At 72.3% G+C, this 25907-nt stretch carries 17 protein-coding genes and 1 riboswitch; of the genes, 10 read left to right on the forward strand and 7 right to left on the reverse strand.

What is annotated here, in order from left to right:
- Positions 1 to 1146 (reverse strand): NlpC/P60 family protein, encoded by a 1146-nt coding sequence (locus ACGFWE_RS17535; protein ID WP_393600388.1) that lies wholly within the window; start codon positions 1144 to 1146, stop codon positions 1 to 3.
- Positions 1147 to 1154: 8 nt separating this feature from the next.
- Positions 1155 to 1300: riboswitch (cyclic di-AMP (ydaO/yuaA leader) on the reverse strand.
- 311 nt (positions 1301 to 1611) lie between these two features.
- Here ACGFWE_RS17535 and pcrA point away from each other — a divergent pair.
- Entirely contained in the window at positions 1612 to 4095 is a 2484-nt protein-coding gene (gene pcrA, locus ACGFWE_RS17540; RefSeq protein WP_393600389.1) for a DNA helicase PcrA, read from the forward strand.
- Positions 4096 to 4141: 46 nt separating this feature from the next.
- Here pcrA and ACGFWE_RS17545 read toward each other — a convergent pair whose 3' ends face one another.
- Together ACGFWE_RS17545 and ACGFWE_RS17550 are read right to left on the reverse strand one after the other, a co-directional pair.
- Positions 4142 to 5653 (reverse strand): M23 family metallopeptidase, encoded by a 1512-nt coding sequence (locus ACGFWE_RS17545; protein WP_393600780.1) that lies wholly within the window; start codon positions 5651 to 5653, stop codon positions 4142 to 4144.
- A gap of 338 nt (positions 5654 to 5991) precedes the next feature.
- The gene (locus tag ACGFWE_RS17550) at positions 5992 to 6855 is read right to left on the reverse strand and encodes an alpha/beta fold hydrolase (protein WP_352389151.1); all 864 of its coding nucleotides are present in this window, start codon (positions 6853 to 6855) and stop codon (positions 5992 to 5994) included.
- 551 nt (positions 6856 to 7406) lie between these two features.
- On the opposite strand from ACGFWE_RS17550, the gene ACGFWE_RS17555 reads away from it, so the two are divergent.
- Positions 7407 to 7823, forward strand: a complete 417-nt coding sequence (locus ACGFWE_RS17555) for a cobalamin B12-binding domain-containing protein (RefSeq protein ID WP_352389150.1) — start codon at positions 7407 to 7409, stop codon at positions 7821 to 7823.
- Positions 7824 to 8156: 333 nt separating this feature from the next.
- Here ACGFWE_RS17555 and ACGFWE_RS17560 read toward each other — a convergent pair whose 3' ends face one another.
- Together ACGFWE_RS17560 and ACGFWE_RS17565 are read right to left on the reverse strand one after the other, a co-directional pair.
- Positions 8157 to 9779 carry a DUF5691 domain-containing protein gene (locus tag ACGFWE_RS17560; protein ID WP_393600390.1) on the reverse strand — a complete coding sequence of 541 codons (1623 nt, stop codon included), beginning with the start codon at positions 9777 to 9779 and terminating at the stop codon, positions 8157 to 8159.
- A gap of 41 nt (positions 9780 to 9820) precedes the next feature.
- A complete protein-coding gene (locus ACGFWE_RS17565; RefSeq protein ID WP_393600391.1) occupies positions 9821 to 11176 on the reverse strand; it encodes an SWIM zinc finger family protein in 1356 nt (451 codons plus the stop codon).
- Between the two features lie 157 nt (positions 11177 to 11333).
- Here ACGFWE_RS17565 and ACGFWE_RS17570 point away from each other — a divergent pair, with 157 nt between their 5' ends.
- The 7 genes from ACGFWE_RS17570 (at position 11334) to sucD (ending at position 22229) form a co-directional block, all read left to right on the forward strand.
- Complete coding sequence (locus tag ACGFWE_RS17570) at positions 11334 to 12464, forward strand: AAA family ATPase (protein ID WP_352389147.1); 1131 nt, start codon at positions 11334 to 11336, stop codon at positions 12462 to 12464.
- 279 nt (positions 12465 to 12743) lie between these two features.
- Entirely contained in the window at positions 12744 to 15317 is a 2574-nt protein-coding gene (locus tag ACGFWE_RS17575) for a DUF5682 family protein (protein ID WP_393600782.1), read from the forward strand.
- Positions 15318 to 15492: 175 nt separating this feature from the next.
- Positions 15493 to 16815: a VWA domain-containing protein gene (locus tag ACGFWE_RS17580; protein ID WP_393600392.1), complete on the forward strand. Its 1323-nt coding sequence runs from the start codon at positions 15493 to 15495 to the stop codon at positions 16813 to 16815.
- Positions 16816 to 17066: 251 nt separating this feature from the next.
- Entirely contained in the window at positions 17067 to 18062 is a 996-nt protein-coding gene (locus tag ACGFWE_RS17585) for a hypothetical protein (protein ID WP_393600393.1), read from the forward strand.
- Between the two features lie 172 nt (positions 18063 to 18234).
- The gene (locus tag ACGFWE_RS17590) at positions 18235 to 19683 is read left to right on the forward strand and encodes a hypothetical protein (RefSeq protein ID WP_393600394.1); all 1449 of its coding nucleotides are present in this window, start codon (positions 18235 to 18237) and stop codon (positions 19681 to 19683) included.
- Between the two features lie 461 nt (positions 19684 to 20144).
- The gene (sucC, locus tag ACGFWE_RS17595) at positions 20145 to 21323 is read left to right on the forward strand and encodes an ADP-forming succinate--CoA ligase subunit beta (protein WP_352389143.1); all 1179 of its coding nucleotides are present in this window, start codon (positions 20145 to 20147) and stop codon (positions 21321 to 21323) included.
- 21 nt (positions 21324 to 21344) lie between these two features.
- The gene (gene sucD, locus ACGFWE_RS17600; RefSeq protein WP_352389142.1) at positions 21345 to 22229 is read left to right on the forward strand and encodes a succinate--CoA ligase subunit alpha; all 885 of its coding nucleotides are present in this window, start codon (positions 21345 to 21347) and stop codon (positions 22227 to 22229) included.
- A gap of 231 nt (positions 22230 to 22460) precedes the next feature.
- On the opposite strand, the gene ACGFWE_RS17605 is transcribed toward sucD, so the two are convergent.
- The gene (locus ACGFWE_RS17605; protein ID WP_393600395.1) at positions 22461 to 23288 is read right to left on the reverse strand and encodes a sigma factor-like helix-turn-helix DNA-binding protein; all 828 of its coding nucleotides are present in this window, start codon (positions 23286 to 23288) and stop codon (positions 22461 to 22463) included.
- Positions 23289 to 23384: 96 nt separating this feature from the next.
- Between ACGFWE_RS17605 and ACGFWE_RS17610 the strand changes: the two genes are divergently transcribed.
- The gene (locus ACGFWE_RS17610) at positions 23385 to 25085 is read left to right on the forward strand and encodes a DUF6350 family protein (protein ID WP_393600396.1); all 1701 of its coding nucleotides are present in this window, start codon (positions 23385 to 23387) and stop codon (positions 25083 to 25085) included.
- A 6-nt stretch (positions 25086 to 25091) separates the two neighbouring features.
- Here ACGFWE_RS17610 and ACGFWE_RS17615 read toward each other — a convergent pair whose 3' ends face one another.
- A complete protein-coding gene (locus tag ACGFWE_RS17615) occupies positions 25092 to 25892 on the reverse strand; it encodes a hypothetical protein (protein WP_352389140.1) in 801 nt (266 codons plus the stop codon).
- Positions 25893 to 25907 lie beyond the last annotated feature (15 nt).

Here is a 25907-nt window from a genome sequence, read left to right on the forward strand (position 1 = left end):
TCAGGCGGGGCGCACCACGCTGTGGATCCCCGACTCGCCGTCGTAGTAGATCGACTCCTCGCGGACGTACGCGCCCGGCTTGGGGGCGTGGATCATCATGCCGTTGCCGATGTAGAGGCCGACGTGGCTGATGTCGCCGTAGAAGAAGACCAGGTCACCGGGTTGGGCGTCGGCCAGGGAGACCGTGGTGCCGGCGCCGACCTGGTCGTAGGTGACGCGGGGGAGGTCGACGCCGGCGGCCTTCCAGGCGGCCTGGGTGAGCCCTGAGCAGTCGTATGAGTCGGGGCCGGTGGCGCCCCAGACGTACGGCTTGCCGATCTGCGCGCGGGCGAAGGCGAGGGCCTTGGCGGCCCTGGTGGCGTACGAGGAGTCGGCCGCCGTCGACGTGCTCTCCTGTGGGCCGGTGGCCTTCTGGGCGGTCTCCTGGGCGGCCTTCTCCGCCGCCGCCTGCTGCCGCGCCAGCTCCGCCGCCTTGCGGGCCGCCTCCTGCTGCTCGCGCTTCTCGATCGCCGCGAGGCGCGCCTTCTCCTGGGCGGTCAGCTCCGACAGCAGCCCGCGCGCGTCGGCGAGCTTCTTCTGGACGGTCGCCTTGGCGGTCCTCAGGTTGCTCTGCGTGTCGGTGAGCGCCTGAAGGCTCTGGGAGGCCTCCTGGCGCTTCTTCATCGTCGCGGACTGCTCGGAGACGTAGTCGTCGACCGCGCCCTTCTGGCGGCTCGTCAAGCGGCCCATCAGCTGCGTCTGGTCGAAGTAGTCCTGCGGGGTGTCGGCGAGCAGGAAGGTCGCCGTGTCGGGCGCGGCGGCACCGGTGCGGTACTGGGCCGCGGCGAAGGAACCGAGTTCCTCGCGTGCCTCGTTGAGCTTCTGGGTGCGCTGGGCGACGTCGTCCAGGAGCGTCTCGACCTGCTTGCGCTGCTTGGCCGTTTTCTCCTTGGCCGCGTTGTAGGTGTCGGTCGCCGACTCGGCCTGGCGGTAGAGGTCGTCGACCTTCTTCTCGACCTCTTCGAGACTCGGCTTGTCATCGCCCGGCGCGGCGTTCGCCGACTGGGACAGCAGGGCCACGGAGGTGAGGGCGGCCGTCGCGAGGGCCGGGGTCCGTATGCCTGCTACGCGCGTACCGACGGGACGCGACTTGCGGTGCGACGCCAAGGGAGGCGACTCCTTCCGTGCTCCGCCTACCGGGTCAGCTGTCGGGGTGGGGCGGGAAGGGTTGCCCTACGGCGCTCCCGTAGGCGGGAGTCGGCCGATTCACCCCGGGTTCGGTGGGTCCCCGGCTCCGGGCGCGCGGCGGCGCCTGCGGACTCGGCGGAGGCCGTGCGGCCCGGCGACGTTCGCCGGAGAGGGTCGTACGGCCTGACCGGAACGGTAGCCAACGGGTGTGGCCCGTGTGAAGGTTGGTGGTCGATATGCCCGATACATTTTCGTGACCTTCATCGCGGGCGTCGCTCCACGGCGGGGATTCGGGATGATCTGTCGTGGTGAGGGGGTGTTCGCCGTTCCTGGCGCTCTGGGCACGGCACATCGGTCCGGGACCCGTCACGGACCGTGACGGGAGGATGGATGTTCTTAGGGCGGCGGCGGGCTGTCAGTGGGGCACCCTAGACTCGGAGAGCGATGAGCAGCCTCTTTGACGACAGCTTCCTGGCGGACCTCCAGGCCCCTCGCGGGCATGCGGAGGAGCCCCCGCCGCCGCCCGAGGACGACCACGTGCCGGAACCCGTTCCGGACGACCTGTTCGGTGGGAAGTTCGACGTGCCCCCGGACCGGGACGCCTACTACCGCGACGGAGCCCCGCGCCCGGTGGTGGACCCGGCCGCACTCCTGGAGGGGCTGAACGAGAACCAGCGCGCGGCCGTCGTGCACTCCGGCACCCCGCTGCTCATCGTGGCCGGCGCCGGTTCCGGCAAGACCCGGGTGCTCACCCACCGCATCGCCCACCTGCTCGGCGAGCGCAATGTCCACCCGGGCCAGATCCTCGCGATCACCTTCACCAACAAGGCCGCGGGCGAGATGAAGGAGCGCGTCGAGCAGCTCGTGGGCCCGCGCGCGAACGCGATGTGGGTGATGACCTTCCACAGCGCCTGCGTGCGGATCCTGCGGAGGGAGTCGAAGAAGCTCGGGTTCACCTCTTCCTTCTCGATCTACGACGCCGCCGACTCCAAGCGGCTCATGGCCCTGGTCTGCCGCGATCTGGACCTCGACCCCAAGCGCTACCCCCCGAAGTCCTTCAGCGCCAAGATCAGCAACCTGAAGAACGAGCTGATCGACGAGGAGGACTTCGCCGCGCAGGCCACCGACGGCTTCGAGAAGACCCTCGCCCAGGCCTACGCCATGTACCAGTCGCGCCTCCGCGAGGCGAACGCCCTCGACTTCGACGACCTGATCATGACGACGGTCAACCTGCTCCGGGCGTTCCCCGACGTCTCCGAGCACTACCGCCGCCGCTTCCGGCATGTCCTCGTCGACGAGTACCAGGACACCAACCACGCGCAGTACGCGCTGGTCAGGGAGCTGGTCGGGACCACCGAGCACCCGGTGGACGTGCCGCCGAGCGAGCACGACCTGCCGCCCGCCGAGCTCTGTGTCGTCGGTGACGCCGACCAGTCGATCTACGCCTTCCGCGGCGCGACCATCCGCAACATCCTCCAGTTCGAGGAGGACTACCCGGACGCGACGACGATCCTCCTGGAGCAGAACTACCGCTCCACCCAGACGATCCTCACCGCCGCCAACGCCGTCATCGAGCGCAACGAGTCCCGCCGCCCCAAGAACCTGTGGACCAACGCCGGCGCGGGCGCGCGCATCACCGGCTATGTCGCCGACACCGAGCACGACGAGGCGCAGTTCGTCGCCGACGAGATAGACCGCCTCACGGACGCGGGTGACGCGAAGGCCGGCGATGTCGCCGTTTTCTACCGGACCAACGCGCAGTCCCGTGTCTTCGAAGAGGTCTTCATCCGCGTCGGCCTGCCGTACAAGGTCGTCGGCGGCGTCCGCTTCTACGAGCGCAAGGAGATCCGGGACGTCCTGGCCTACCTGCGCGTCCTCGCCAACCCGGAGGACTCCGTGCCGCTGCGCCGGATCCTCAACGTCCCCAAGCGCGGCATCGGCGACCGGGCCGAGGCGATGATCGACGCCCTGTCCCAGCGCGAGAAGATCAGCTTCCCGCAGGCGCTCAAGCGCGTCGACGAGGCGTACGGCATGGCCGCGCGCTCCACCAACGCCGTGAAGCGGTTCAACGTGCTGATGGAGGAGCTCCGGACGATCGTCGAGTCCGGCGCGGGCCCGGCGACCGTCCTGGAAGCCGTCCTCGAACGCACCGGCTATCTCGCCGAGTTGCAGGCCTCCACCGACCCGCAGGACGAGACCCGCATCGAGAACCTCCAGGAACTCGCCGCCGTGGCCCTGGAGTTCGAGCAGGAGTCCGGCGAGGGCGAGGAGACCGGCTCGCTCTCCGACTTCCTGGAGCGGGTCGCGCTCGTCGCCGACTCCGACCAGATCCCCGACGAGGACGAGGACGGCTCCGGCGTCATCACCCTGATGACCCTGCACACCGCCAAGGGCCTGGAGTTCCCGGTCGTCTTCCTCACCGGCATGGAGGACGGCGTCTTCCCGCACATGCGCGCCCTCGGCCAGGCCAAGGAGCTGGAGGAGGAGCGGCGCCTGGCGTACGTGGGCATCACGCGTGCGCGTGAGCGGCTGTATCTGACCCGGTCCTCCCTGCGCAGCGCGTGGGGGCAGCCGTCGTACAACCCGCCCTCCCGCTTCCTGGAGGAGATCCCGGCGCAGCACGTGGACTGGAAGCGCACGGGGGCGGTCGGCGCTCCCGCGGGGCCGGTCTCTGGGGTTGCCGCCTCACTGTCGTCGTCCCGTTCCCGCTCCTCGGCGTCGGGCGCGTCCGGTTTCGCGACGCGCAGGACCTCGGAAAAGCCGGTGGTGTCCCTGGCCGTCGGCGACCGTGTCACCCACGACCAGTTCGGTCTCGGCACGGTGGTCGGAGTGAAGGGCACGGGCGCGAACGCCGAGGCCACGATCGACTTCGGAGAGGCCAAGCCGAAGCGGCTGCTGCTGCGGTACGCGCCGGTGGAGAAGCTGTAGCTCCGGAAAGGGCCGGAAGGCCGGAAGGGGGACTGGGCCCGAGGAATTACGTCGGGTCCAGTCCGTGGCTGCGCAGCCATGGCAGCGGGTCTATGGCCGAACCGGCCGCCGGGTGCACCTCGAAGTGCAGGTGGGGTCCGGTCGAGTTGCCGGAGTTGCCGGAGTAGGCGATCGGGTCGCCGGCCTTGACCGTCGTACCGGAGGCGACGCGGTAGCTGGAGAGGTGGCAGTACCACGTCTCGGTGCCGTCCTTCGCCGTCACGACCATCATGTTGCCGTACGCGCTGTTCCACTGCGTGCGGACGGTGCCGTCGGTCGCGGCCATCACCGTCGTGCCGTACGACACCGGGAAGTCGATGCCGGTGTGGACGGACATCCAGTTGACGCCGGACTGACCGAAGTAGGCGCTCAGACCCCGCTGCGCGACCGGAAGCGCGAACTTCGGGCGCAGCCGCTCCTTGCGGGCCGCCTCCTCCGCCGCCTTCCTCTTCTCGGCCAACTGCTGAGTCTTGAGGTCGATGCGTTCCTGTGTGCGGCTGGCCCGGTCGGCGAAGTCGTCGGCACCGGCCCTGAGGCTCTCGAGCTGGGTGTCCAGCTTGTTGTTGGCGATGGCCGGCTTGACGGCGCTCGTGTCCGCGAGGGTCGTCGAGGTGTCCTTGTCGTCGCCGGTCAGCGTGCCGACCGAGGCGGCGGCGATCCCGGCGACCCCCATGACACAAGCCGAGGGAACGGCGATCGTCAGCAGCGCGGAGCGCTTGGCGGGCATACGGCGGCGGGAGCGGCCCGCGTTGCGCGCGGCGACGCGGGAGCCGGGGGCGGGCGCCGACGCCTGGGGTGCCTCTTCCTGGTCGTCCAGGAGCGGGGCGTCGGCGTCGAGGACGGCGGGCAATTCGCCGGTGTCGGTGGTGGCCGTGGTGTCGGTAGTGGCGTTCGACTCGCCGTCGTGCGAGGTGTGTTCGGCGTAGGCGTCGCCGTAAGGATTCGCCTCGCCGTACGCGTGGGTCTCGTCGTACCCGGCCTGCTCGAAGGTGGCCGTCGGCTGCGGGTCGGCCGCCGTGCCCTCGGAGTTCCACTGCGTGGCGTCGTACGTCCCGGTGTCGAAGGTCTGCGTGCCCCATTCCCAGTGCTGGGTCTGGTCGGCCGGGCCCGCGGACCGGTCGGGCTGGTGCCAGGAACTGGCGTCCCACTGTCCGCTGTGATCGACGCTGCCGGCCTGCGGCGGGATCGCGGCGAGCTGCTGCTGGTCGGCGCCCCACTGCGTGGCGTCGTACGCGCCGGTGTCGTAGGCGGCGTGGTGCTGGGCCGCGTACATGTCGTAGTTCAGGGTCTGGTGACCGCCGGTGTTCCACGTCGAGGAGTCGTACGAACCGGTGGTGTCCTCCGGCATGTTGCCGAAGAGCGGGTCGGTCTCGAAGGTGCCGGTGGCGTGGGCGCCGGTCGTGCCCGGGGCGTCGAAACCAGTGGCGTCATAGCCGCCGTACGTGGTGAAGTCGCCGTACTGGGCCTCCTGGGTGCCGTACGACGAGTCGGCGTCGGAGGCCGGAGCCGGGGTGGTCATGGTCCCCGACGGGTGACGGTCGTTCACCAACTTCTCTTTCGCCTCGACAACAGGGGCTGCCAGAGCAGTGCGGTGACTGTACCCGGCGGTATGCGGGCGCGACAATCTTCAACTGGTTTTGGGCGCGCAGGAAACGGGCATTCGGACGTGTTTCGGGGGACCGCGGGCGGGACTTTGGCTCTGTGTTCGAAGGATGTTCGATGCTGGTCCGCGGTCAGGCGGCTGTCGGAGCGCTGTCGGAGGCCTGTGTGACTCGCTGGCGGCGGGCTGGGTGAGGAGCCGTCGGCGGCCTGGGGAGGAGCGGTAGGCCGGCTGGTGTCCGGTGGCCGATACGACCGTTACGCCACGGTCAGTCCGCCCGCGCGGCCGGCTGTCTCCTCCCCGGCCCGCGCGGTGTCGAGAACCTGCCGTATGCCGTTCGCGACGGCGGGATGCACGGGCAGGGCGAGATGTCCGATCCCGCTCACCCGGACGTTCTCCACCATCAGGTCCTCATGGTCGATGCAGGCGGTCTCCAGCGGATCCATCAGGTGGTCGAGGTCGCTCCAGAAGCTGACGAAGTGCGTACGGCAGCCCGGGGCCGGCTCAGTGAGCTCCTCGAGCAACTCCGAGCCGGGGCGCATCTGGCGCACGATGGGGTGCGCGTTCGCCAGTGGCGCCACCCGGGTGCCCGAGTGCGGCGTGCCGAGCGTCACCAGCGTGCGGACCCGGGTGTCGCCGCCGAGACGCTGCACGTAGTACCGCGCGATCAGGCCGCCGAGGCTGTGCCCGACGACGTCGACCCGCTCGCTGCCCGTGCGCTCGCAGATCCCCTCTATGTGCCGGCCGAGGAGCTCCGCCGCGGCGCGGATGTCGCAGGTCAGCGGGGAGTAGTTGAGCGACTCGATCTGCTGCCTGCCGTGCTGGGCGAGGCTGCGGCGCAGGAGCACGAAGACCGAACGGTTGTCGATGAAGCCGTGCAGCAGGACGACCGGGGGCTTGGCCTCCGTCGGCAGCTGTGCGGCGCCGTCCTCCGGGAGCCGGGGCAGGGGGGAACGGCGCTCCTGGACGATGCCGGACGGATAGAGGAGGAGATGTCCCGCGAGGATCGCGATCTCGAGCGTGGTCGCCTTCAGGAGGGCCAGGGAGAGTCCCGCCAGCCTGCCGGGAAGCAGACGCTGGCAGAGCGGGAGAAAGGGCAGCAGCGCCTTGGTGACCTTCATGGCCGACCTCCTGTCGGCACACGGGAGGACAGCTCCGTCCCCCGTGTGCGCTCGTGGGAAGTCGCGGCGAAGGTTGCCGACGCCGACGTGGCGCGAAGGGGGCGCGGGGGGTGGGTGCGGCGGTCGGCGCTCGGTTCCGGGGCCACCGGGCGGGCCGGCGGAGCTGACAGAACCGGTGGTGCGGGCGATGCCGACGGTGCCGGTGCGTTTTCCGGTCGTATCGGTGGTGCCGGTGCTGCTGACGGTGCTGGTGGTGCGCCGGTGACGTGACGAGCCGCCCTGTCGGTGTGGCGACGAGGCTCCCCGCTGTCGTGCCTTACCTGTCCTACGTGCCCTTCGTGCCGTCGCCGGCGCGCCGCGCCCCCGTGGCGCGCGGCCTGCGGCGCGGTGACCTCGTTGCGGCTCCCGAACGTGTCCCACCATATGATTTCCCCCTCGGTGCCCACTGGAAACAGCCTGGCGCGAGATGGCGGCGACAACGTTCGTTCACATTCCCGGTCTGTGCGGTACTAGTCGGTAGGAATGGACGCAGTCGCTTCATGGAGGCAGTGATGGGTGTGACAGCCGGTCCGATCCGCGTAGTGGTGGCCAAGCCGGGCCTCGACGGTCATGATCGCGGAGCCAAGGTCATCGCGAGGGCGCTGCGCGACGCGGGCATGGAGGTCATCTACACCGGCCTCCACCAGACTCCCGAGCAGATCGTCGACACCGCGATCCAGGAGGACGCCGACGCGATCGGCCTCTCCATCCTCTCCGGCGCCCACAACACGCTGTTCGCCGCGGTGATCGACCTGCTCGGGGAGCGGGAGGCCGAGGACATCCTGGTATTCGGCGGCGGGATCATCCCGGACGGGGACATCCCTGAGCTGAAGGAGAAGGGGGTCGCGGAGATCTTCACGCCGGGGGCGACGACCCAGTCGATCGTGGACTGGGTGCGGGCGAATGTGCGGCAGCCGACGGGGGCGTAGGCGGACGCGGCGGTTGGACGCCGGTTGGATGCCGGGTGCGGGCCGGTGGGGGCCGGTCGCGGAGTTCCCCGCGCCCCTGAGTGGGTGCCGTCACGCGTGCCCGGCCGTACCCCGCCTGGGCGCGGGGGTGTGACGGCGGCGGCTTCGCGGCGGGGCGTGGTCGGCCGCGAGAACCTGCAGCCTCGACGAACCCCCAGCCTCGACGAACCCCCAGCCTCGACGAACCCGCAGCCGCCCGGACGGCTTGACGTGGCGCCCGGCACCGGTTGCGACGAACTTGCACCGCCGGACGGCATGACCTGGCCCTGGCCCCCCCGTTGCCCGCCTGCGTGCCTACGCGCCCCCCAGCTCCTCCGTCATCGCCGCCCGCAACCGCAAGGTCGTCACCAGTCGCTGGAATGCCTCGGCCCAGTAGCCGCCCGCCCCGGGACTCGCGTCCTCCCCCTCGTCCGGCACCGCCATCAGGCCCTCCAGGCGCCCCGCCTCGGCCGGATCGAGACACCGCTCGGCCAGCCCCATCACCCCGCTGAAACTCCACGGGTAACTCCCCGCGTCCCGAGCGATGTTGAGCGCGTCGACCACCGCTCGCCCGAGCGGCCCGGCCCACGGCACCCCGCACACTCCCAGCAGCTGAAACGCCTCGGACAACCCGTGCGTCGCGATGAATCCGGCGACCCACTCGGCCCGTTCGGCGGAGCCCAACGTCGCCAGCAGCTTGGCCCGCTCCGCCAGTGACACCGCCCCCGGCCCCCCGGCCTCCGGCGCCGCGGGGGCTCCGAGCAGCGCCCGCGCCCACGCGGCGTCCCGCTGCCGTACGGCGGCCCGGCACCACGCCGCGTGCAGTTCGTTCCGCCAGTCGTCCGCCACCGGCAGCGCCACGATCTCCTCGGGCGTCCGCCCACCGAGCCGACCCGGCCACACCCCCAGCGGCGCCGCCTCCACCAACTGCCCGAACCACCACGACCGTTCCCCCCGCCCCGAGGGCGCCTTCGCCACGACGCCGTCGCGCTCCATGCCCGGGTCGCACTCGTGCGGCACCTCGACGAGGATCGCCGGCGTGTCCTGGGTGTGGTCGACGGCCACGCACGCCCCGGCCCGGACCGCCATCCGCGCCGCCAGCGCCGAACCCGGCAGCGCGGACAGCAACTCCGCGGCCGTGGCCCGTACGTTGCGGCTCCGGTCGGCCAGCGCCTGCTCCAGGAACGGCTCGTCGTCCGGCCCCAGGCCCGTCCGCAGCGAGTCGAGGAACATCAGCCGGTCCTCGGCCCGCTCGGTCGCCCAGGTCATCGCGAGCAGCTCACGCGCGGCGGCGGGCTCCCGGGCTCGTATCGCCCCGAGAAGGGCCACCCGCTCGGCGAACAGGCCTTCCTCCCAGAGCCGTTGGATCCCCGCGGTGTCCTGCGGCGGCGGCAGCGCCGCTCCGCCGCCGGGTGTCGCCCGCAGCGCGAATCGCCAGTCCGGGTTCAGCCGGGCGAGCCAGATGGCACGCGAACCCGCGAACGCCAGTGCCGCCGGCCGCAGGTCCGTACGCCCCCGGGCCGCGTCCAGCAACGCGGGCAGCAGCTCCGCAGGCGCCGCGTAGCCGCGGGCGTTCGCCGCCGAGAGCCACTGCGGGAGCAGCTCCATCAGATCCGGTGCGGTACCCCTGCGGCCGCCGCCGCCCGTGCCCGGCCGGTCGGCGAGCAGCATCGCGAGCCGACGGGCCGCCGCCGCGGGCAGGGAAGGGCGCGGGTCTTCGGGCGCAGGCTGCGGCCGCTGTGCCGCGCGCGCGGGCCTGAGCCCGGCCCGCCGCCGTACGGTCTCCACGGCCGCCGCGTCCAGCAGGGCCACCGGCGCCTCGGGACCGGGCGGGATGCCGGGCGGTGTGCGGCGCGCGGTGCCGAGCAGGGCCGACGTGACGAGCTCCTCCCAGGCGTCCGACGCGGAGGGCTTGGCCGTCGCGGAGGTCCTGTCCATGCGGTTCCTTTCCGTCCGGTCGGCTGCTGGCTCGGTTCCGTTCAGCACAGTCGCACCGCCTCGCCCGCGCCCTCGGGCCACGCCGTCAGCGGGGTGAAGCCGCGGTGGCCGCATTCACCGAAGACCTTCACCGGGGCCCCGCCCGAGAGCGCGACCAGGCGCCACAGGCCCGGACGGGAACGGGCGGAGGCGGTGAGCGGCAGGGCCGCGTCGCCCTCGGCGTCGGCCAGTTGCCAGGAGTCCCCGTCCGGGGCCGGTATCACCCGGTCCAGGGTCACGGGGACGGAGTCGAGCCACGGGTCGTCCCGCAGCGCCGCGCCGTAGTGGGCGGCCGCCTGCTCGGTCGTCACTCCGGGTGGGCGGGTCGCCGAGGGTACGGGCGGCGCGAACTGCTCGCCGAGCGCCGCCCGCAGCTGACCGGTACCGGGGTAGGCGGCCACCTCCGCCTCCAGCTCCAGCCCCACCGGCAGCGCCAGTTCGGGAGCGCGGCCGACCGCGCCGTAGGAAAGGAGCAGGGCCGTGCGGCCCGAGTCCGTGCCGTGCAGCCAGATCCGGCGGGTCGTCAGACGGGCGTCCGCCGTGTCGTACTGGGCGAGCACCAGCCAGCGGTCCCGGATCCCGGGGCCGTCCGCCGAGGCGGGCAGGCCGATCCGGGAACGGACCGTCGACGCCAGACCGTCCGGCAGCCGCTCGCGGCGCAGCCAGCCCTGGTCGAGAAGGTGGATGAGGGCGCACTCCTCCAGCAGCCGCACCGGCCAGCCCGGACCGGACGACGGGATCGACCCCAACTCCCGCACTCGGCCGGCGAGTCCTGGCGCCTGGGCGTCGACCATGCGCGCGGCAGTCTCCTCCCACATGCCGTATCCCGCCTGCTCCGCCCCCGCCAGACCACCCCGCAGCAGGTCCGCCAGCCGCTGCTCCAGCTCCGTCGCCCCCGCCGTGATCCGCACGGCCCGGCGCTCCGCCCTGCGCCGCGCCCCCTCCGGATCACCGGCCCCGGCGCCCGAACCGGCCGCGTCCGCCGTCCGCTTCTCCTGCGCCCGCTGCCTTCTCCCCGCTATCCACTGCTCCGCCCAGTCCGGTGCCCGGCCCGGCGGCACCGCTCCCTCCCCGCCGGCCCAGAGCAGCAGCAGCCCGAGCGCGTGTTTGCACGGGAACTTGCGGCTCGGGCAGCTGCACTTGTACGCCGGACCCGCGGCGTCCGCGACGTCGATGACCGTCTGATACGGCTTGCTGCCACTGCCTTTGCACAGTCCCCACACCGTCCCCTCGTCGGAACTCCCCGCCTCGGACCATGGCCCGGCCGCGCCGAGTTTGCTTCCCGCTTTGCGTGAGGCGGCGTCAGGAGCCAGTGCCAGCACCTGATCCGCCGTCCAGCGCACCCCCTGCTGAGTCATGTCATCGAAGGTAGATCCCCCCACTGACAATCGGCCCCGGACCGACGGCCGCTCCGACCCCCGTGAGCGCGTTTCCGCAGGTCGGATCGCATTGTCAGTGGCGTGGTGCACGGTTGGTGACAGATCCGAACCGGCCGAGCTGGAGGGGGCCTCAGCCATGTCTGTGTCTGTTGAACCGACGAACGTGGAACCGAAGCAGGGATCACCGGCCGAGGCGTTGCGGCCGCATGCCGAGGAAGCCTTCGCCGGTGAACTCGCCGCGCTGGCCGCGCAGGACGACCGCCCGCGCCCGGTCCGCTGGAAGCTGTCGCCGTGGGCGGTGGCGACCTACCTCCTCGGCGGCACCCTGCCGGACGGCACGGTGATCACTCCGAAGTACGTGGGTCCGCGGCGCCTCGTCGAGGTCGCCGTCACCACCCTCGCCACCGACCGCGCCCTGCTCCTGCTCGGCGTGCCCGGCACCGCCAAGACCTGGGTCTCCGAACATCTCGCCGCTGCGGTCAGCGGTGACTCGACCCTGCTCGTGCAGGGCACGGCGGGCACCCCGGAGGAGGCGATCCGCTACGGCTGGAACTACGCACAGCTGCTCGCCAACGGCCCGAGCCGTGCCGCGCTCGTGCCCAGCCCCGTGATGCGGGCCATGGCGGAGGGGATGACGGCCCGGGTCGAGGAGCTGACCCGTATCCCTGCCGACGTGCAGGACTCGCTGATCACGATCCTGTCCGAGAAGACGCTGCCGATACCGGAGCTGGGCTCGGAGGTGCAGGCGGTCCGCGGCTTCAACCTCATCGCCACGGCCAATGACCGCGACCGCGGGGTCAACGACCTCTCCAGCGCCCTGCGCCGCCGTTTCAACACGGTGGTGCTGCCGCTGCCGGAGAGTGTCGAGGCCGAGGTCGACATCGTCTCGCGCCGCGTCGACCAGATCGGCCGCTCCCTGGACCTGCCGGCCGCGCCGGACGGCATCGCCGAGATCCGCCGGGTCGTGACGGTCTTCCGCGAGCTGCGCGACGGGATGACGTCCGACGGCCGTACGAAGCTCAAGTCACCCAGCGGCACGCTGTCGACCGCCGAGGCCATCTCCGTCGTCACCAACGGTCTCGCGCTCGCCGCCCACTTCGGTGACGGCGTCCTGCGGGCCGGAGACGTCGCCGCGGGCATTCTCGGCGCCGTCGTCCGCGATCCGGCTGCCGACCGGGTCATCTGGCAGGAGTACCTGGAGGCGGTCGTCCGCGAGCGGGACGGCTGGAAGGACTTCTACCGGGCGTGCCGGGAGGTCAGTGCGTGAGCGATGGTCCGGGGTTCGTGCGGACGGGAACCGGGGTGGCTGAGACAAGGGGACGGTCGTGACGGGCGGTCGTGACGGGCGGTCGTGACGGGTGTGGAGCGGGGCGGCGGCAACGGGACCGGGCAGAGCGGAGAGGACGACTCCGAGTGGCCATGGAGGGAGGGGATCGGTGTGACGGGTGCGGGTGAGGTCGAGAGCAGGGCGGCGAGCGGCTCCGCAGCGGCCGGCGACGGGGAAGCGGGTCTGGTCGACGTGGGCGTTCATGACGGTGGTGAGGGGGTGGCCGACGCCGGTGTTCGGGGGAGCCGGAGGTCCGGCACCGGGCCGTTGCTGCTCGGGGTGCGGCATCACGGGCCCGGGTCGGCGCGGGCGGTGCGGGCGGCGCTGGACGCGGCCCTGCCCCGGATCGTGCTGATCGAGGGGCCGCCCGAGGCCGACGCGTTGATTCCGCTGGCCGCAGAGGAGGACATGCGACCGCCGGTGGCGCTGCTCGCCCATGCCGTGGACGAGCCCGGCCGTTCGGCGTTCTGGCCGCTGGCCGAGTTCTCCCCGGAGTGGGTGGCGATCCGCTGGGCGCTGGAGCACGAGGTCCCGGCCCGTTTCATCGACCTGCCGGCCACGCACACCCTGGCGTGGGGGAGGGACGTGGCGGACGAAGGGCCGACGGACCGACCGGACGAACCCGCCGCCGAGGGACCGGACCCGAGTGGGCCCGAGGAGCGGCCTGCCCCGGCCGACGAGAACGCCGCCCCGGGAGAAGCGGAGCCCTCTTCCACCGGCGGGAACCCAACCCCGGACGACCAGCCCGACGTTCACGACGCCGTCCGTGTCGACCCGCTGGGGGTGCTGGCCGAGGCCGCCGGATACGACGATCCCGAGCGGTGGTGGGAGGACGTCGTCGAGCACCGGGGAGCGGGGCAGGGCGACGTGTTCGAGCCGTTCACCGTGCTGGAAGAGGCGATGGAGGTGCTGCGGGAGACGTACGGGACCGGTGGACACGACCGGGACCTCGTGCGGGAGGCGTACATGCGGCTCCAGCTGCGGGCCGCCCAGCGGGAGTTCGGGGACGACGTGGCCGTGGTGTGCGGGGCCTGGCATGTGCCCGCGTTGCGGCGGAAGAGCACGGTCGCCGGCGACAAGGCGCTGCTGAAGGGGCTCCCCAAGGTCAAGGCGGACATGACATGGGTGCCGTGGACACACCGCAGGCTCTCGCGGCACAGCGGCTACGGCGCCGGTATCGACTCGCCCGGCTGGTACGGGCACCTGTTCGGCGCGCCCAACCGGCCCGTCGAGCGGTGGCTGACCAAGGTGGCGGGGCTGCTGCGGGACGAGGACCGGATCGTGTCCTCGGCGCACGTCATCGAGGCCGTACGGCTGGCCGAGACGCTCGCGGCGATGCGCGGCCGGCCCCTGCCCGGCCTGAGCGAGACGACCGACGCGGTGCGGGCGGTGATGTGCGAGGGCTCGGACGTGCCGTTGGCGCTGGTGCACGACCGGCTGGTGGTCGGGGACGTCCTGGGGGAGGTGCCGCAGGCGGCGCCCGCGGTGCCGTTGCAGCGCGACCTGGACCGGATCCAGCGGCGGCTGCGGCTCAAACCGGAGGCGTTGGAGCGGGAGTTGGAGCTGGACCTGCGCAAGGAGAACGACGCCGGGCGCAGCACGCTGCTGCACCGGCTGCGGCTTCTGGGCGTGGCGTGGGGTGAACCGGCGGCCTCGCGGGGGAGCACGGGCACGTTCCGCGAGACATGGCGACTGCGGTGGGAGCCGGAGCTGTCGGTGCGGGTCGCCGAGGCGGGGGTGTGGGGCACGACGGTGCTCTCCGCCGCGACGGCCAAGGCGGAGGCGGACGCCGTCTCCGCGCCGGGACTCGCCGACGTCACCGCCCTCGCCGAGCACTGTCTGCTGGCCGAACTCCCCGACGCCCTGCCCACGGTGATGCAGATCCTCGCCGACCGCGCCGCGCTGGACGCGGACGTCGGCCACCTCGCCCAGGCCCTGCCGGCCCTCGTCCGTTCCCTGCGCTACGGCGATGTGCGCGGCACCGACACCGGCGCCCTGACGGAGGTCGCCGCGGGCCTCGCCGAGCGGGTCTTCGTCGGCCTGCCCCCGGCCTGTGCCGCGCTCGACGCGGAGGCGGCGGAGGAGATGCGGCGTCATGTGGACGCGGTGCACGGGGCGGTGGGGTTGCTGGGCGAGGTGGCGGCTCCCGAGGACGCGACCTCGGGTTCGGAACCGGGCGGCAGGGGGGACGCGCCGGTTCCGGCTCACCACGGTCTCCGTGGCCGTTGGCAGGCCGTGCTCACGGTGTTGTCCCTGCGGGACACCGTGCCCGGTGTCATACGCGGGCGGGCGGTCCGACTGCTGCTGGACGACGGGGAGTTGGCGCAGGACGAGGCGGCTCGGCTCATGGGGCTCGTGCTCTCTCCGGGGACGGAGCCGGGGGACGCGGCCGCGTGGATCGAGGGTTTCGTCGGGGGCGGGTCCGGCGGCGGGATGCTTCTCGTGCACGACGAGCGGCTGCTCGGACTCGTCGACGCCTGGCTGACCGGGGTGTCGGCGGAGGCGTTCACCGATGTGCTGCCGCTGCTGCGGCGCACGTTCTCGGCGTACGAGCCGGGAGTGCGGCGGACCTTGGGCGAACTGGTCCGGCGGGGCCCGGGACAGCGGGGGAGCGCGGCGGGAGCCGGTTCCGGGATACCGGGTTTCGGGGCCGACCTCGACAGCGACCGGGCCGACGCCGTGCTGCCGGTGGTGAGGCTGCTCCTCGGCCTGGACGACAACCACGACGGCGACCACGACGACGGCTTGGCGCACAACGACGACAACGACCTTGCGGGGGTGGCGGGACGATGACCGAGGTATGGCGGACACCGCGGGGCGGGGCAGGCAGGGCAGCAGCAGCCGCCGCTGTCGGGGACGGGCAAGAAGTCCCACCCGGGAACAGGACCGGGTCCCGGGCGAAGCACGGCTCGGTGACGAGCGTGACCGTGGTCCCGCTCTGGGACCGGTTCCGGACGGGAGAGCGGGCATGACGACCGATCCGAACGGCCTGACGGCACCGGCGACACCTAGGACCACGGAACCCGCCACGGGTCCGGGGCACGCGCAGATGGATCCGGAGGGACAACCGGCCGGGGAGCCGGCCGCGGCCCCGGCCGCCGTCCCGCCACGGTCGTCGGCCGGCACGGCAGCCCGCTCTGCCTCCTCCACCGACGAGCGGCTGCGGCGTTGGCGGCTTGTGCTGGGTGGGGAGGCGGCCGACGGCACCGGGTGTGCGCTCAGTGGGCAGGATGCCGCGATGGACGGAGCGTTGGCCGCGCTCTACGGCCGGGGAGACGGGAAGGGACAGGCGGGGAAGGAGCGTTCGGCGGGGCTCGGGGCCTCGGCACCGTCCGTGGCGCGATGGCTGGGGGACATCCGGACGTACTTCCCGTCCTCCGTCGTCCAGGTCATGCAGCGGGACGCCATCGACCGGCTGGGGCTGTCCACCCTGCTTCTCGAACCGGAGATGCTGGAGGCGGTCGAGGCCGACGTACACCTGGTCGGCACGCTGCTCTCGCTCAACAAGGCGATGCCGGAGACGACGAAGGAGACGGCCCGTGCCGTCGTGCGGAAGGTCGTCGAGGATCTGGAGAAGCGGCTCGCCACCCGCACCCGCGCCACGCTCACCGGCGCCCTCGACCGCAGCGCCCGGATCAACCGGCCGCGCCACCACGACATCGACTGGAACCGCACGATCTCGGCCAACCTCAAGCACTACCTCCCGGAGTACCGGACGATCGTGCCCGAGCGGCTCATCGGCTACGGCCGGGCCTCCCGGTCGGTGAAGAAGGAGGTCGTCCTCTGCATCGACCAGTCGGGCTCGATGGCGGCGTCCGTCGTCTACGCGTCCGTGTTCGGGGCGGTGCTGGCGTCCATGCGGTCGATCGACACACGGCTCGTCGTCTTCGACACGGCGGTCGTCGACCTCACCGACCAGCTCGACGACCCGGTGGACGTACTCTTCGGCACACAGCTCGGTGGCGGCACGGACATCAATCGGGCGCTGGCGTACTGCCAGTCGCAGATCACCCGGCCCGCGGAGACGGTGATGGTGCTGATCAGCGACCTCTACGAGGGCGGCATACGCAACGAGATGCTCAAGCGGGTCGCGGCGATGAAGGCGTCCGGGGTGCAGTTCGTGACGCTGCTCGCGCTGTCGGACGAGGGGGCGCCGGCCTACGACCGGGAGCACGCTGCCGCGCTCGCCGCGCTGGGCGCACCGGCCTTCGCCTGCACGCCCGACCTGTTCCCCGAGGTGATGGCGGCGGCCATCGAGAAGCGACCGCTTCCGATACCGGACCCGGCGTGACCCCGGGCTCCCCGTTGGCGATTTGTCGACCCGGTGACCTGCGGCTTCGCCCAGCAAAACGGACATGACTACGCATCGGTAACAGGGGGCTTGCGCGACCTCGGGCACCCCGTGCAAGGATCGCTTTCTCCAGAGTCTTCACCCTTCCCCTCCGTTTCCCTTTCGCCTCCGTTCCTGTTGGCCGCCGTTCTGTTTCACTTCGTTCCTTTTCGCTTCGCTTCGTTCCGCCGCACGGAAGGACCTGCCCCCTCGTGACCTGGTCAGCAGCCTTTCCCGGTGCCACCCTGCGCGTGCTGCGCGCGGTGGTGGGACGGCGAGCGCTGCAACTGGGGCTGCTGGTGGGCGGGTTGTTCGTGCTCGGCTTCCTCTGCGGGGAGCAGGCGCAGGCGGCGGACGGCATCGGGGCGTTGCCGGGCAGGACGGTCGGTCAGCTGGTGAAGCCCCCGGCGGAGCCGAAGTCCACGCCGCACATGGCCATGGACACGACCACGACCATGGACACGGCAAAGGCCGGCGCTCCCCGGCCGGTTGCCGCCAAGCCCGGCACTGATGTCCTCACTCACCCGGCCGACGACAAGGTGCTCCGCCCGGTGACCGAGGACGTCGTCGGGGCCGTGGTCAACGGTGTCGTGCAGCCGGTCGGGGATCTGGTCGGGACGGTGACCACGGGGCTGACCGAGACGGTCGGGATACCGGCGCAGCCCACACTGCCGGGGTGGCCGGCGATGCCGTCGCTCCCGGAGTCCCCGTCGTGGCCGACCCTGCCAACTCTGCCGACCGTGCCGGGTGTTCCCGCGGTGCCGGGCCTGCCCGCGATCCCGGGCCAGACCTTGCCCGCACCCGCGCCGATCACCTCGGCGCCGCAGCCCCCGTCGGGCGATCACGCGGCGGGGAAGTCGGCCGGTGACGAGGAATCGGCGGACGCCGGTGCCGTGTACGGGCCGCGGTTCGCCGGTCACGGCACCGTGACCGAGTCCGTCGCGCGCCCCTCCGCCCACCGCCCCACCTCCACCCCTACCTCCACCTCCGCCGCCCACGCGCCCGCGCACCAGGCGCCCTCCGACAACCGGGGCGGAGCCCTGGGCGGCAAGTCGGCGGTGGACAGCGGCTCGTCGCGACACGCCGACGCGCATGCCATCACCCCCGACCACCGGGCGCCGCTGCGGCTCGTGGCCGGTGCCGCCGCGAGCGCCGACGCGGCCGCGACCCGGGACAGGCACCGGGACATCCCCGTCTTCCCCGGCTAGGACAGACCTTCCCCCGCCGACCTGCCGCGCGGGGGAGGAACAGGTCTGCCCCAGCCGTTCGGACACCCCCCAGATCTCCTCAGATCTCCGGACGGATCCCCCTGGAGCCCTATGGCTCCGGATGTCCCCATGCCTCTCCAGGCCTCCCAAGATCCAGGGATCTGACGCACTCATGAACAAGAACATCCGCCGTTCCCTCGTCATAGCCGCCGGTGTCACCGGTACTTGGGCACTCGGTTCCGCCGTGGCCAGTGCGGACGAGCTCCCGGCCACCGCCCTCTCCGCGACGGACACCGCGTCCGACACGATCACGACGGTCACCGACACGCTCGACGGCACGGTCACCGACGCCACCACCACTGCGCGAAAGACGGCAACCAGCACCACCGACCAGGCCGGCCGTCCCGCAGACACGACGGCCACCGTCGCCCCCAAGGTGTCCAAGGTGAAGGGCGCCGCGGCCATCCAGGGCGCGAAGGCGGCCCGGGCCGCGCAGGCCGAGGCGAAGGCGAACGCCGCGCAGGCAGCCGCCGTCAAGGCCGCCGACGTCCCCGACGCAGCCGTATCCGCCGCGCGCCGCACACCCACCACCCCCCAGCACGGCATCGACTACCTCTTCGGCCCCCTCTCCGCCTTCGCCCCCGAGAGCCGGATCACCGACGTCTCCGCCGTCCCCGGCACCGTCACGCCCGTCGTCGCGCCCGTTGTCGCGCCCGTTGTCGACCAGACGGGCGCCGCGATCGTGCCGCCCGTCGTCACTGCCGCCGTGGACGGTGTCCTGCCGGTCGCCCAAGAGGTCGTACCCGTCGTCGGGCGGACCGTGGACGGGGTTCCCCCGGTCGCCGGAGGAGCCGTGGGCGGGGTCGCGTGGACCGCCGGGCACGCCGTGAACGCCGCGACCACGCTGGCGTACGACGTCGTCGGGGACGTCTCCCCGGTCGTGGGCGGCACGGTCGCCGGAGTCGGGGGGATCCAGGACGGCGTGGCCGGGTACGCCACCGGCACGGTCACCGGCGTACACCCGGTCGCCGACGCCGTCGTCGCCGACGTGCCGCCGTACGCCACCGGTCTTGTCGGGCAGGTCGCCCAGGACACCACCGACGCCGTGCTGCCGCCGGTCGTGAACACCGCCGTGCACGGCGTCGTGCCGGTCGCCGGGCAGGCCGTCACGGACGCGGGCACCCTGGCGTACGGCGTCAGGCAGGACGTCCGGCCCTTCGCGACCGAAGTCACCGGCGACGTCCCGCCGCTCGCGTACGGCGTGGCGGGCCACACCACCGAGCTGGCGTACGGCGTCGCGGATCAGGTCCCGGTCTTCGCGCACGGTGTCACCGGGGCCGTTCAGCCCGTCGTCGGCACCGTCACCCGGACGGTGGAACCGGTCGCCGACAGCGCCACGACGCTGGCCCACGGTGTGACGGGTGACCTCGCTCCGTTCGCGTACGGCGTCGTCGGCGAGGTGACCCCCGTGGCCGGGCAGGTCGGTCCCTTCGCCGACGACCTGACCGGGACCGTCCACGGCACCGCGGGACCGCTCGCCGGGCACGCCGTCAACGGTGTCCAGGGCGTGGCCGAGTCCCTCACCCCGGGTTACGCGCAGGACCTGCGTCACCGCGCCTGACCACCCCCCACCGACTCCGTGAGGCGACGGGCCCCGGACGGCCGAAAGCCGTCGGTCTGTCCTGCCGGAACCTCACGGACCGGGCGGAGAGGTCCCCATTGGGGTGGGGATCTACCGCCCAGGCTCCTTGAAAGGTTGAAAAGGGGCTGCACAGAGGGCCTCACCGGGACAACCCCATCCCGGTGAGGCCCTTCCCATGAGCAGCCGGAAGGCTCCCCGCGACCTCACACGCGGCACGCCGTGCCAGTGAGCGCGGCATCATGTGACAGGTATCACCGCTCAGGTGTGACCCTCGATTTAGGGGCGTCCCGCAAGCAGCGATAACCTGCGAGACGGACATGCCGCGCGCTCGGACACCGTGTGCGCCTCCCTTGTGACAGACACGGTCGGACGTCACGTTGCCCTCGCGGCACGCCCACGCAGACAACGAACCGCGAGATCACTGATAGGGACGGAAGCGCGTGGACCTGTTCGAGTACCAGGCGAGGGACCTCTTCGCCAAGCACGATGTACCGGTGCTGGCCGGTGAAGTCATCGACACGCCTGAGGCGGCCCGCGCAGCCACCGAGCGCCTCGGTGGCAAGTCCGTCGTCAAGGCCCAGGTGAAGGTCGGCGGCCGTGGAAAGGCCGGCGGCGTGAAGCTGGCCGCGACCGCCGACGAGGCGGTCGAGCACGCGACCAACATCCTCGGCATGGACATCAAGGGCCACACGGTCCACAAGGTGATGATCGCCGAGACGGCCCCGGAGATCGTGGAGGAGTACTACGTCTCCTTCCTCCTGGACCGCGCCAACCGCACCTTCCTCTCCATCGCGTCCGTCGAGGGCGGCATGGAGATCGAGGAGGTGGCGGAGACCCGCCCCGAGGCCGTCGCCAAGACGCCGATCGACGCCAACGTGGGTGTGACCCCCGAGGTCGCCCGCCAGATCGTCGAGGCCGCGAAGTTCCCGGCCGAGGTCGCCGACAAGGTCGCGAACGTCCTGGTCACCCTGTGGAAGACCTTCATCGAGGAGGACGCCCTCCTCGTCGAGGTCAACCCGCTGGCCAAGGTCGCCTCCGGTGACGTCATCGCCCTGGACGGCAAGGTCTCCCTCGACGAGAACGCCGAGTTCCGTCAGCCGGGACACGAGGCCCTCCAGGACAAGGACGCGGCCAACCCGCTCGAGGCCGCCGCCAAGGAGAAGAACCTCAACTACGTCAAGCTCGACGGCGAGGTCGGCATCATCGGCAACGGCGCGGGTCTCGTCATGAGCACCCTGGACGTCGTCGCGTACGCCGGTGAGGCCCACGGCGGCGTCAAGCCCGCCAACTTCCTCGACATCGGCGGCGGCGCCTCCGCGGCCGTCATGGCGAACGGCCTGGAGATCATCCTGGGCGACCCCGACGTCAAGTCGGTCTTCGTCAACGTCTTCGGCGGCATCACCGCGTGCGACGAGGTCGCCAACGGCATCGTGCAGGCGCTGCAGCTGCTCGCGGACAAGGGCGAGGACGTCACCAAGCCCCTCGTCGTCCGCCTCGACGGCAACAACGCCGAGCTGGGTCGCAAGATCCTCTCCGACGCCAACCACCCGCTGGTCCAGCGCGTGGACACCATGGACGGCGCGGCCGACAAGGCCGCCGAGCTCGCGGCTGCGAAGTAAGGAAGAGGGACAGACACAGCCATGGCTATCTTCCTCAACAAGGACAGCAAGGTCATCGTCCAGGGCATGACCGGTGCCACGGGCATGAAGCACACCAAGCTCATGCTGGCCGACGGCACGAACATCGTCGGCGGTGTGAACCCCCGTAAGGCGGGCACGTCCGTCGACATCGACGGCAACGAGATCCCGGTCTTCGGCACGGTCGCCGAGGCGATCGAGAAGACGGGCGCGAACGTGTCCGTCCTCTTCGTACCGCCGGCCTTCGCGAAGGCCGCCGTCGTCGAGGCCATCGACGCCGAGATCCCGCTCGCGGTCGTCATCACCGAGGGCATCGCGGTCCACGACTCCGCCGCGTTCTACGCGTACGCGGTGTCGCAGGGCAACAAGACCCGGATCATCGGCCCGAACTGCCCCGGTCTCATCACCCCGGGCCAGTCGAACGCCGGCATCATCCCGGGCGACATCACCAAGCCGGGCCGCATCGGCCTGGTCTCGAAGTCCGGCACGCTGACGTACCAGATGATGTACGAGCTGCGGGACATCGGCTTCTCCTCCGCCGTCGGCATCGGTGGCGACCCGATCATCGGTACGACGCACATCGACGCGCTCGCCGCGTTCGAGGCCGACCCCGACACCGACCTGATCGTGATGATCGGTGAGATCGGTGGCGACGCCGAGGAGCGGGCCGCGGCGTTCATCAAGGAGAACGTGACCAAGCCGGTCGTCGGCTACGTCGCGGGCTTCACCGCGCCCGAGGGCAAGACCATGGGCCACGCCGGCGCCATCGTCTCCGGCTCCTCCGGCACGGCCGCCGCGAAGAAGGAGGCCCTCGAGGCCGCCGGCGTCAAGGTCGGCAAGACGCCGACCGAGACGGCGAAGCTGGCGCGCGAGATTCTGGCCGGCTGAACAGGTAGTCGGCTGAACGTCGGTGGGCCCGTTCCCCTTACAGGGGGCGGGCCCATCGGCGCGTCACGGGGGTGCCGGGTCGGGATGTCGGGCGGCTGCGAGTGCGTCGTGGCTGGTCGCGCCGCGCGGCGAAGCCGCTGATGTCGCCGCCCCGCGCCCCTTGAGCGCGTCCCGCTGTACGCCCCTTCAAAGGCGCGGGGAACTGCGCGACCAGCCCCCACCGGCCCGCAGCTAACGACTCAGCGGAACCAACCTCTCCGGACCGCTCGCCGTCTCCTCCCGCAGCTTCTTCCGCAGTTTCGTCTCCGCCTCCGACAATGCGCCCTGACCCACCTTCCCCGGTACCCCCCGCACCTCCGACCCCGGCGCGACCGGTGGCTCGTAATGCGTCGGAGCCGTCCGCAGCGTGAGCGCCGTCGTGCCGATCAGGGCCACCGTGAACGCGATCGCCGCCCGGGTCCACAAGCGCGCCCGGCGCTCGCTCCCAGCCCGCACCGCGGGCGGCTGCGCCGCACGCAACCCCTGCGTGGAGGCCAGCGAGACCAGGCGCTCGTGCAGATCGGACGGGTCTGCCAGGTCGGGCAGGCGTGCGGCGATCGCCGACCGCGCGTTCATCAGCCGGTACGCGGTCGCCGGGGTGCTCGCCTCCGTCTCCGCCGCCGTCTCCGGAAGGTCGAGGCCCACGCCGTCGTACAGCAGGAGCGTGCGCCGCTGCGACGGCGGGAGCTTCAGGAGTACGGCCATCAGCGCGCGGTCGGCCGGGTCGGGGACGGGTGTCTCGGGGCCACGGTGACGGGGGCGGAAACGGTGCCAGGGAGAGAGGGCGTACTCGTACGCCATGACCCGTGCCCAACCCGCCGGATCCCGGTCCACCGCCACCTCGGGCCAGCGCTGCCAGACGAGTTGGAAGGCCCGTTCGACCGACTCGCGGGCGAGTTCGCGGCGGCCGGTGAGCAGATAGGTCTGCCGGACGAGCGCGGGCGCGCAGAACCCGTAGAGCGTGTCGAAGGCCTGAGCCGGCGTCAGGGGAGTGGCGGCGAGCTCCTCGCTCTGCTTCACGGGGCACCCCTTCGTACGAAAAAGTACATAGTCGTATATTGAGCGACACATCGGAGGTTCGGCTGTTACGACGAGAAAGCGCGTGTCGTTGGGACCATGGCGGGCGTGATCCAGATGACCGCTCGCCGCACCTCGTTGTCGCCCCTGCTCATCCGGTTGCGTGACCGGACGCCCGGCCTGGCCGCCGGCCTGCTGGGCGGTGCGGTGGCCGCCGGGCTGGGGCTCGGCACGTTCGCCGTGCTCGTGATCGCGCTGTGGATCAGCTCGCCGTACCCCGACAGTGGGCCCGGGGGCGCGCTGCACGTGGCCGCGGCCCTGTGGCTGCTCGCGCACGGCACCGAGCTGATCCGGACGGACACGCTCTCCGGTGTTCCGGCGCCCGTCGGGGTGACCCCGATGCTGCTGCCGGCGCTGCCGTTGTGGCTGGTGCACCGGGCGGCGCGAGACCTGGCCACCGGGGACGAGGCGCCGCCGCAGGCGTCCGCGCGGACGGCGTGGGCGGGGGTCGTGCTCGGGTACCTCGCCGTCGGCGCGGCCGTCGCCCTGTACGCGTCCGGCGGGGCGCTGCGGCCCTCCTGGACGTGGACCTGCGTGTGCCTGCCTGCCGTCGTCATGGGCGCGGCCGGGTCAGGGGTGTGGACGGCGTACGGCCGTCCCGCCGAGGCGCTGGACGGGGTGCTGGTGCTGCTGCCCGCGGGGGTGCGGCGGCTCGTCCTCGGGGCGGAGGCGCGGGCACGGCTCTTCGCGGCGGCACGAGCCGCGGGGGCCGGGGTCTGCGTGCTCGTCGGGGGCGGGACGGTGCTGCTGGCGGTGTCGCTGGTGGCGCACGGCGGCGCGACGCGGGGGTCGTTCCTCCAGGTGACGGAGGGCTGGTCGGGACGGTTCGCCGTCGTGCTGCTGTGTCTGGCGCTGGTGCCGAACGCGGCGGTGTGGGCGGTGAGTTACGCCGCCGGACCCGGGTTCGTACTCGGCGCGGGGCATGTCGTGGGCCCGCTGTCCTCGGACCCCGCGCCGATGCTGCCGCCGTTTCCGCTGCTGGCGGCGGTACCGGAGGCGGGGACCGGGGGGCCGGCGCACTGGGCGGCGGGAGCGGTGCCGGTGGTGGCCGGGGTCGTGGTGGGGTGGTTCGTGGGGCGGGCCGCGGACGCGGGATGGTCGCGCGGGCGGACGGCGGGCGCGGTGGTGTGGGCCGCGGTGCTGTGCGCGGGGGCGGTCGCCGCGCTGACCGCGCCGGCCGGCGGACCGCTCGGGGTGGGGGTGCTGGCCCGGTTCGGGCCGGTGTGGTGGCAGGTCGGCGCGGCGGTGGCGGGATGGATCACGGTGGCGGGGCTGCCGGTGGCGCTGGCGGTACGGGCTTGGCGGGGCTTCTCGGCGGGCGGGCCGCGTCCAGGGGTGCCGTCGGTGCGGGTTCCGCTCTCGCGACACAAGGCGACGGACGGGGCCGGAGCCACGTCCGGGACCGTTCCTGGGGCCACGTCCGGGACCCCTGCCGGGACCCGCACCGACGGCACCACTTCCGGCACCGCTCCCAGGATCGCTCCCGTGACCGGCCCGGCGGAGGAAAGCGTCCCGCAGGACGCCCCCGGCGACCAGGACGACACCTACGTCCCCCACGACCGGGACCGGGACGACTCCTACGAGCCCTACGACTTCCTGCCCGCCGCACCCCGGACGGAGTCGGAGCCGTCGTCGACGCCCTGGTACGACGAGGCTTCACGGGAGTCCCGCTGGGCGCTCCTGAAGGAGGCGGCCACGCCGCCGGAGGGCTCCCCCGAGAAGTCTCCGCCCACCGACTGACCGCCGTCAGCCGTTCGTGCTGAGCACGCCCCGCAGTTGCTTCGGGAGCAGATCCGAGCAGGACTGCTGGGCCTGGTTGGTCAGGGAGTCGTTCATGCAGGTGTAGTAGTCGTCGTAGACCAGCCTCGCGGTGAAGCTCGCCGCCACGAAAAGCAGGGCCAGGGAGGCCGTGACCAGGCCGCTGATCGCCGCAGAGGTCTGGGGGCGGGCGGACCGGGGCGGGGCGGGGGTGTCGGGGTCCGGGGTGCGGGGCTTGGCGCGCACCGCGCTGATGCCCCAGTACAGGGCCAGCGCGCCCAGCAGCAGGCTCACGTACGGCCAGCCGAAGAGGACGAAGAAGACGGCCCACATGCCGCACAGCAGGGAGTAGCGGGCGCGGCGCTGGGAGGGGTCCGTCGGGTCCCAGCGCGGCCCCGGACCCGCGCTGCCCTGTCCTCCCGGACCGCCACCGGGACCCGCGCCCGGACGGTCACCGAAGCCGCCGTCGGAGCGGCCCGGCTGGCGGTCGCTCCACTGGCTGCCCCACGGGGTGCGGCCGCCGTCCTCACTCTCGCCACCGTCCGAGTCCTCGGGGCGGCGGCGCGGCTGCCACGGGCGGTCCGGAGTGCCCTCCGGCGGGGCGGCGAAGGGGTTGTCGTCCTCGGCCGTACCGCCCTGCCCCTCGCCGTTCCTCCTGCCGTTCTCCGTGCCGGAGGAAGGGGCGTCCGGCGGCGAGGCGGGCTGCTCCCGCAGCAGCAGGCCGCTGCGCGCCCCTCCCGGCACCGACTGCTGGGGGAGCGTGAGGAGTCGCAGGCTGCGGTCCGACATCAAGTGAGCGTCTTC

Origin of the sequence: Streptomyces sp. NPDC048523 (assembly GCF_043199815.1) — a bacterium.
Lineage (GTDB): Bacteria > Actinomycetota > Actinomycetes > Streptomycetales > Streptomycetaceae > Streptomyces.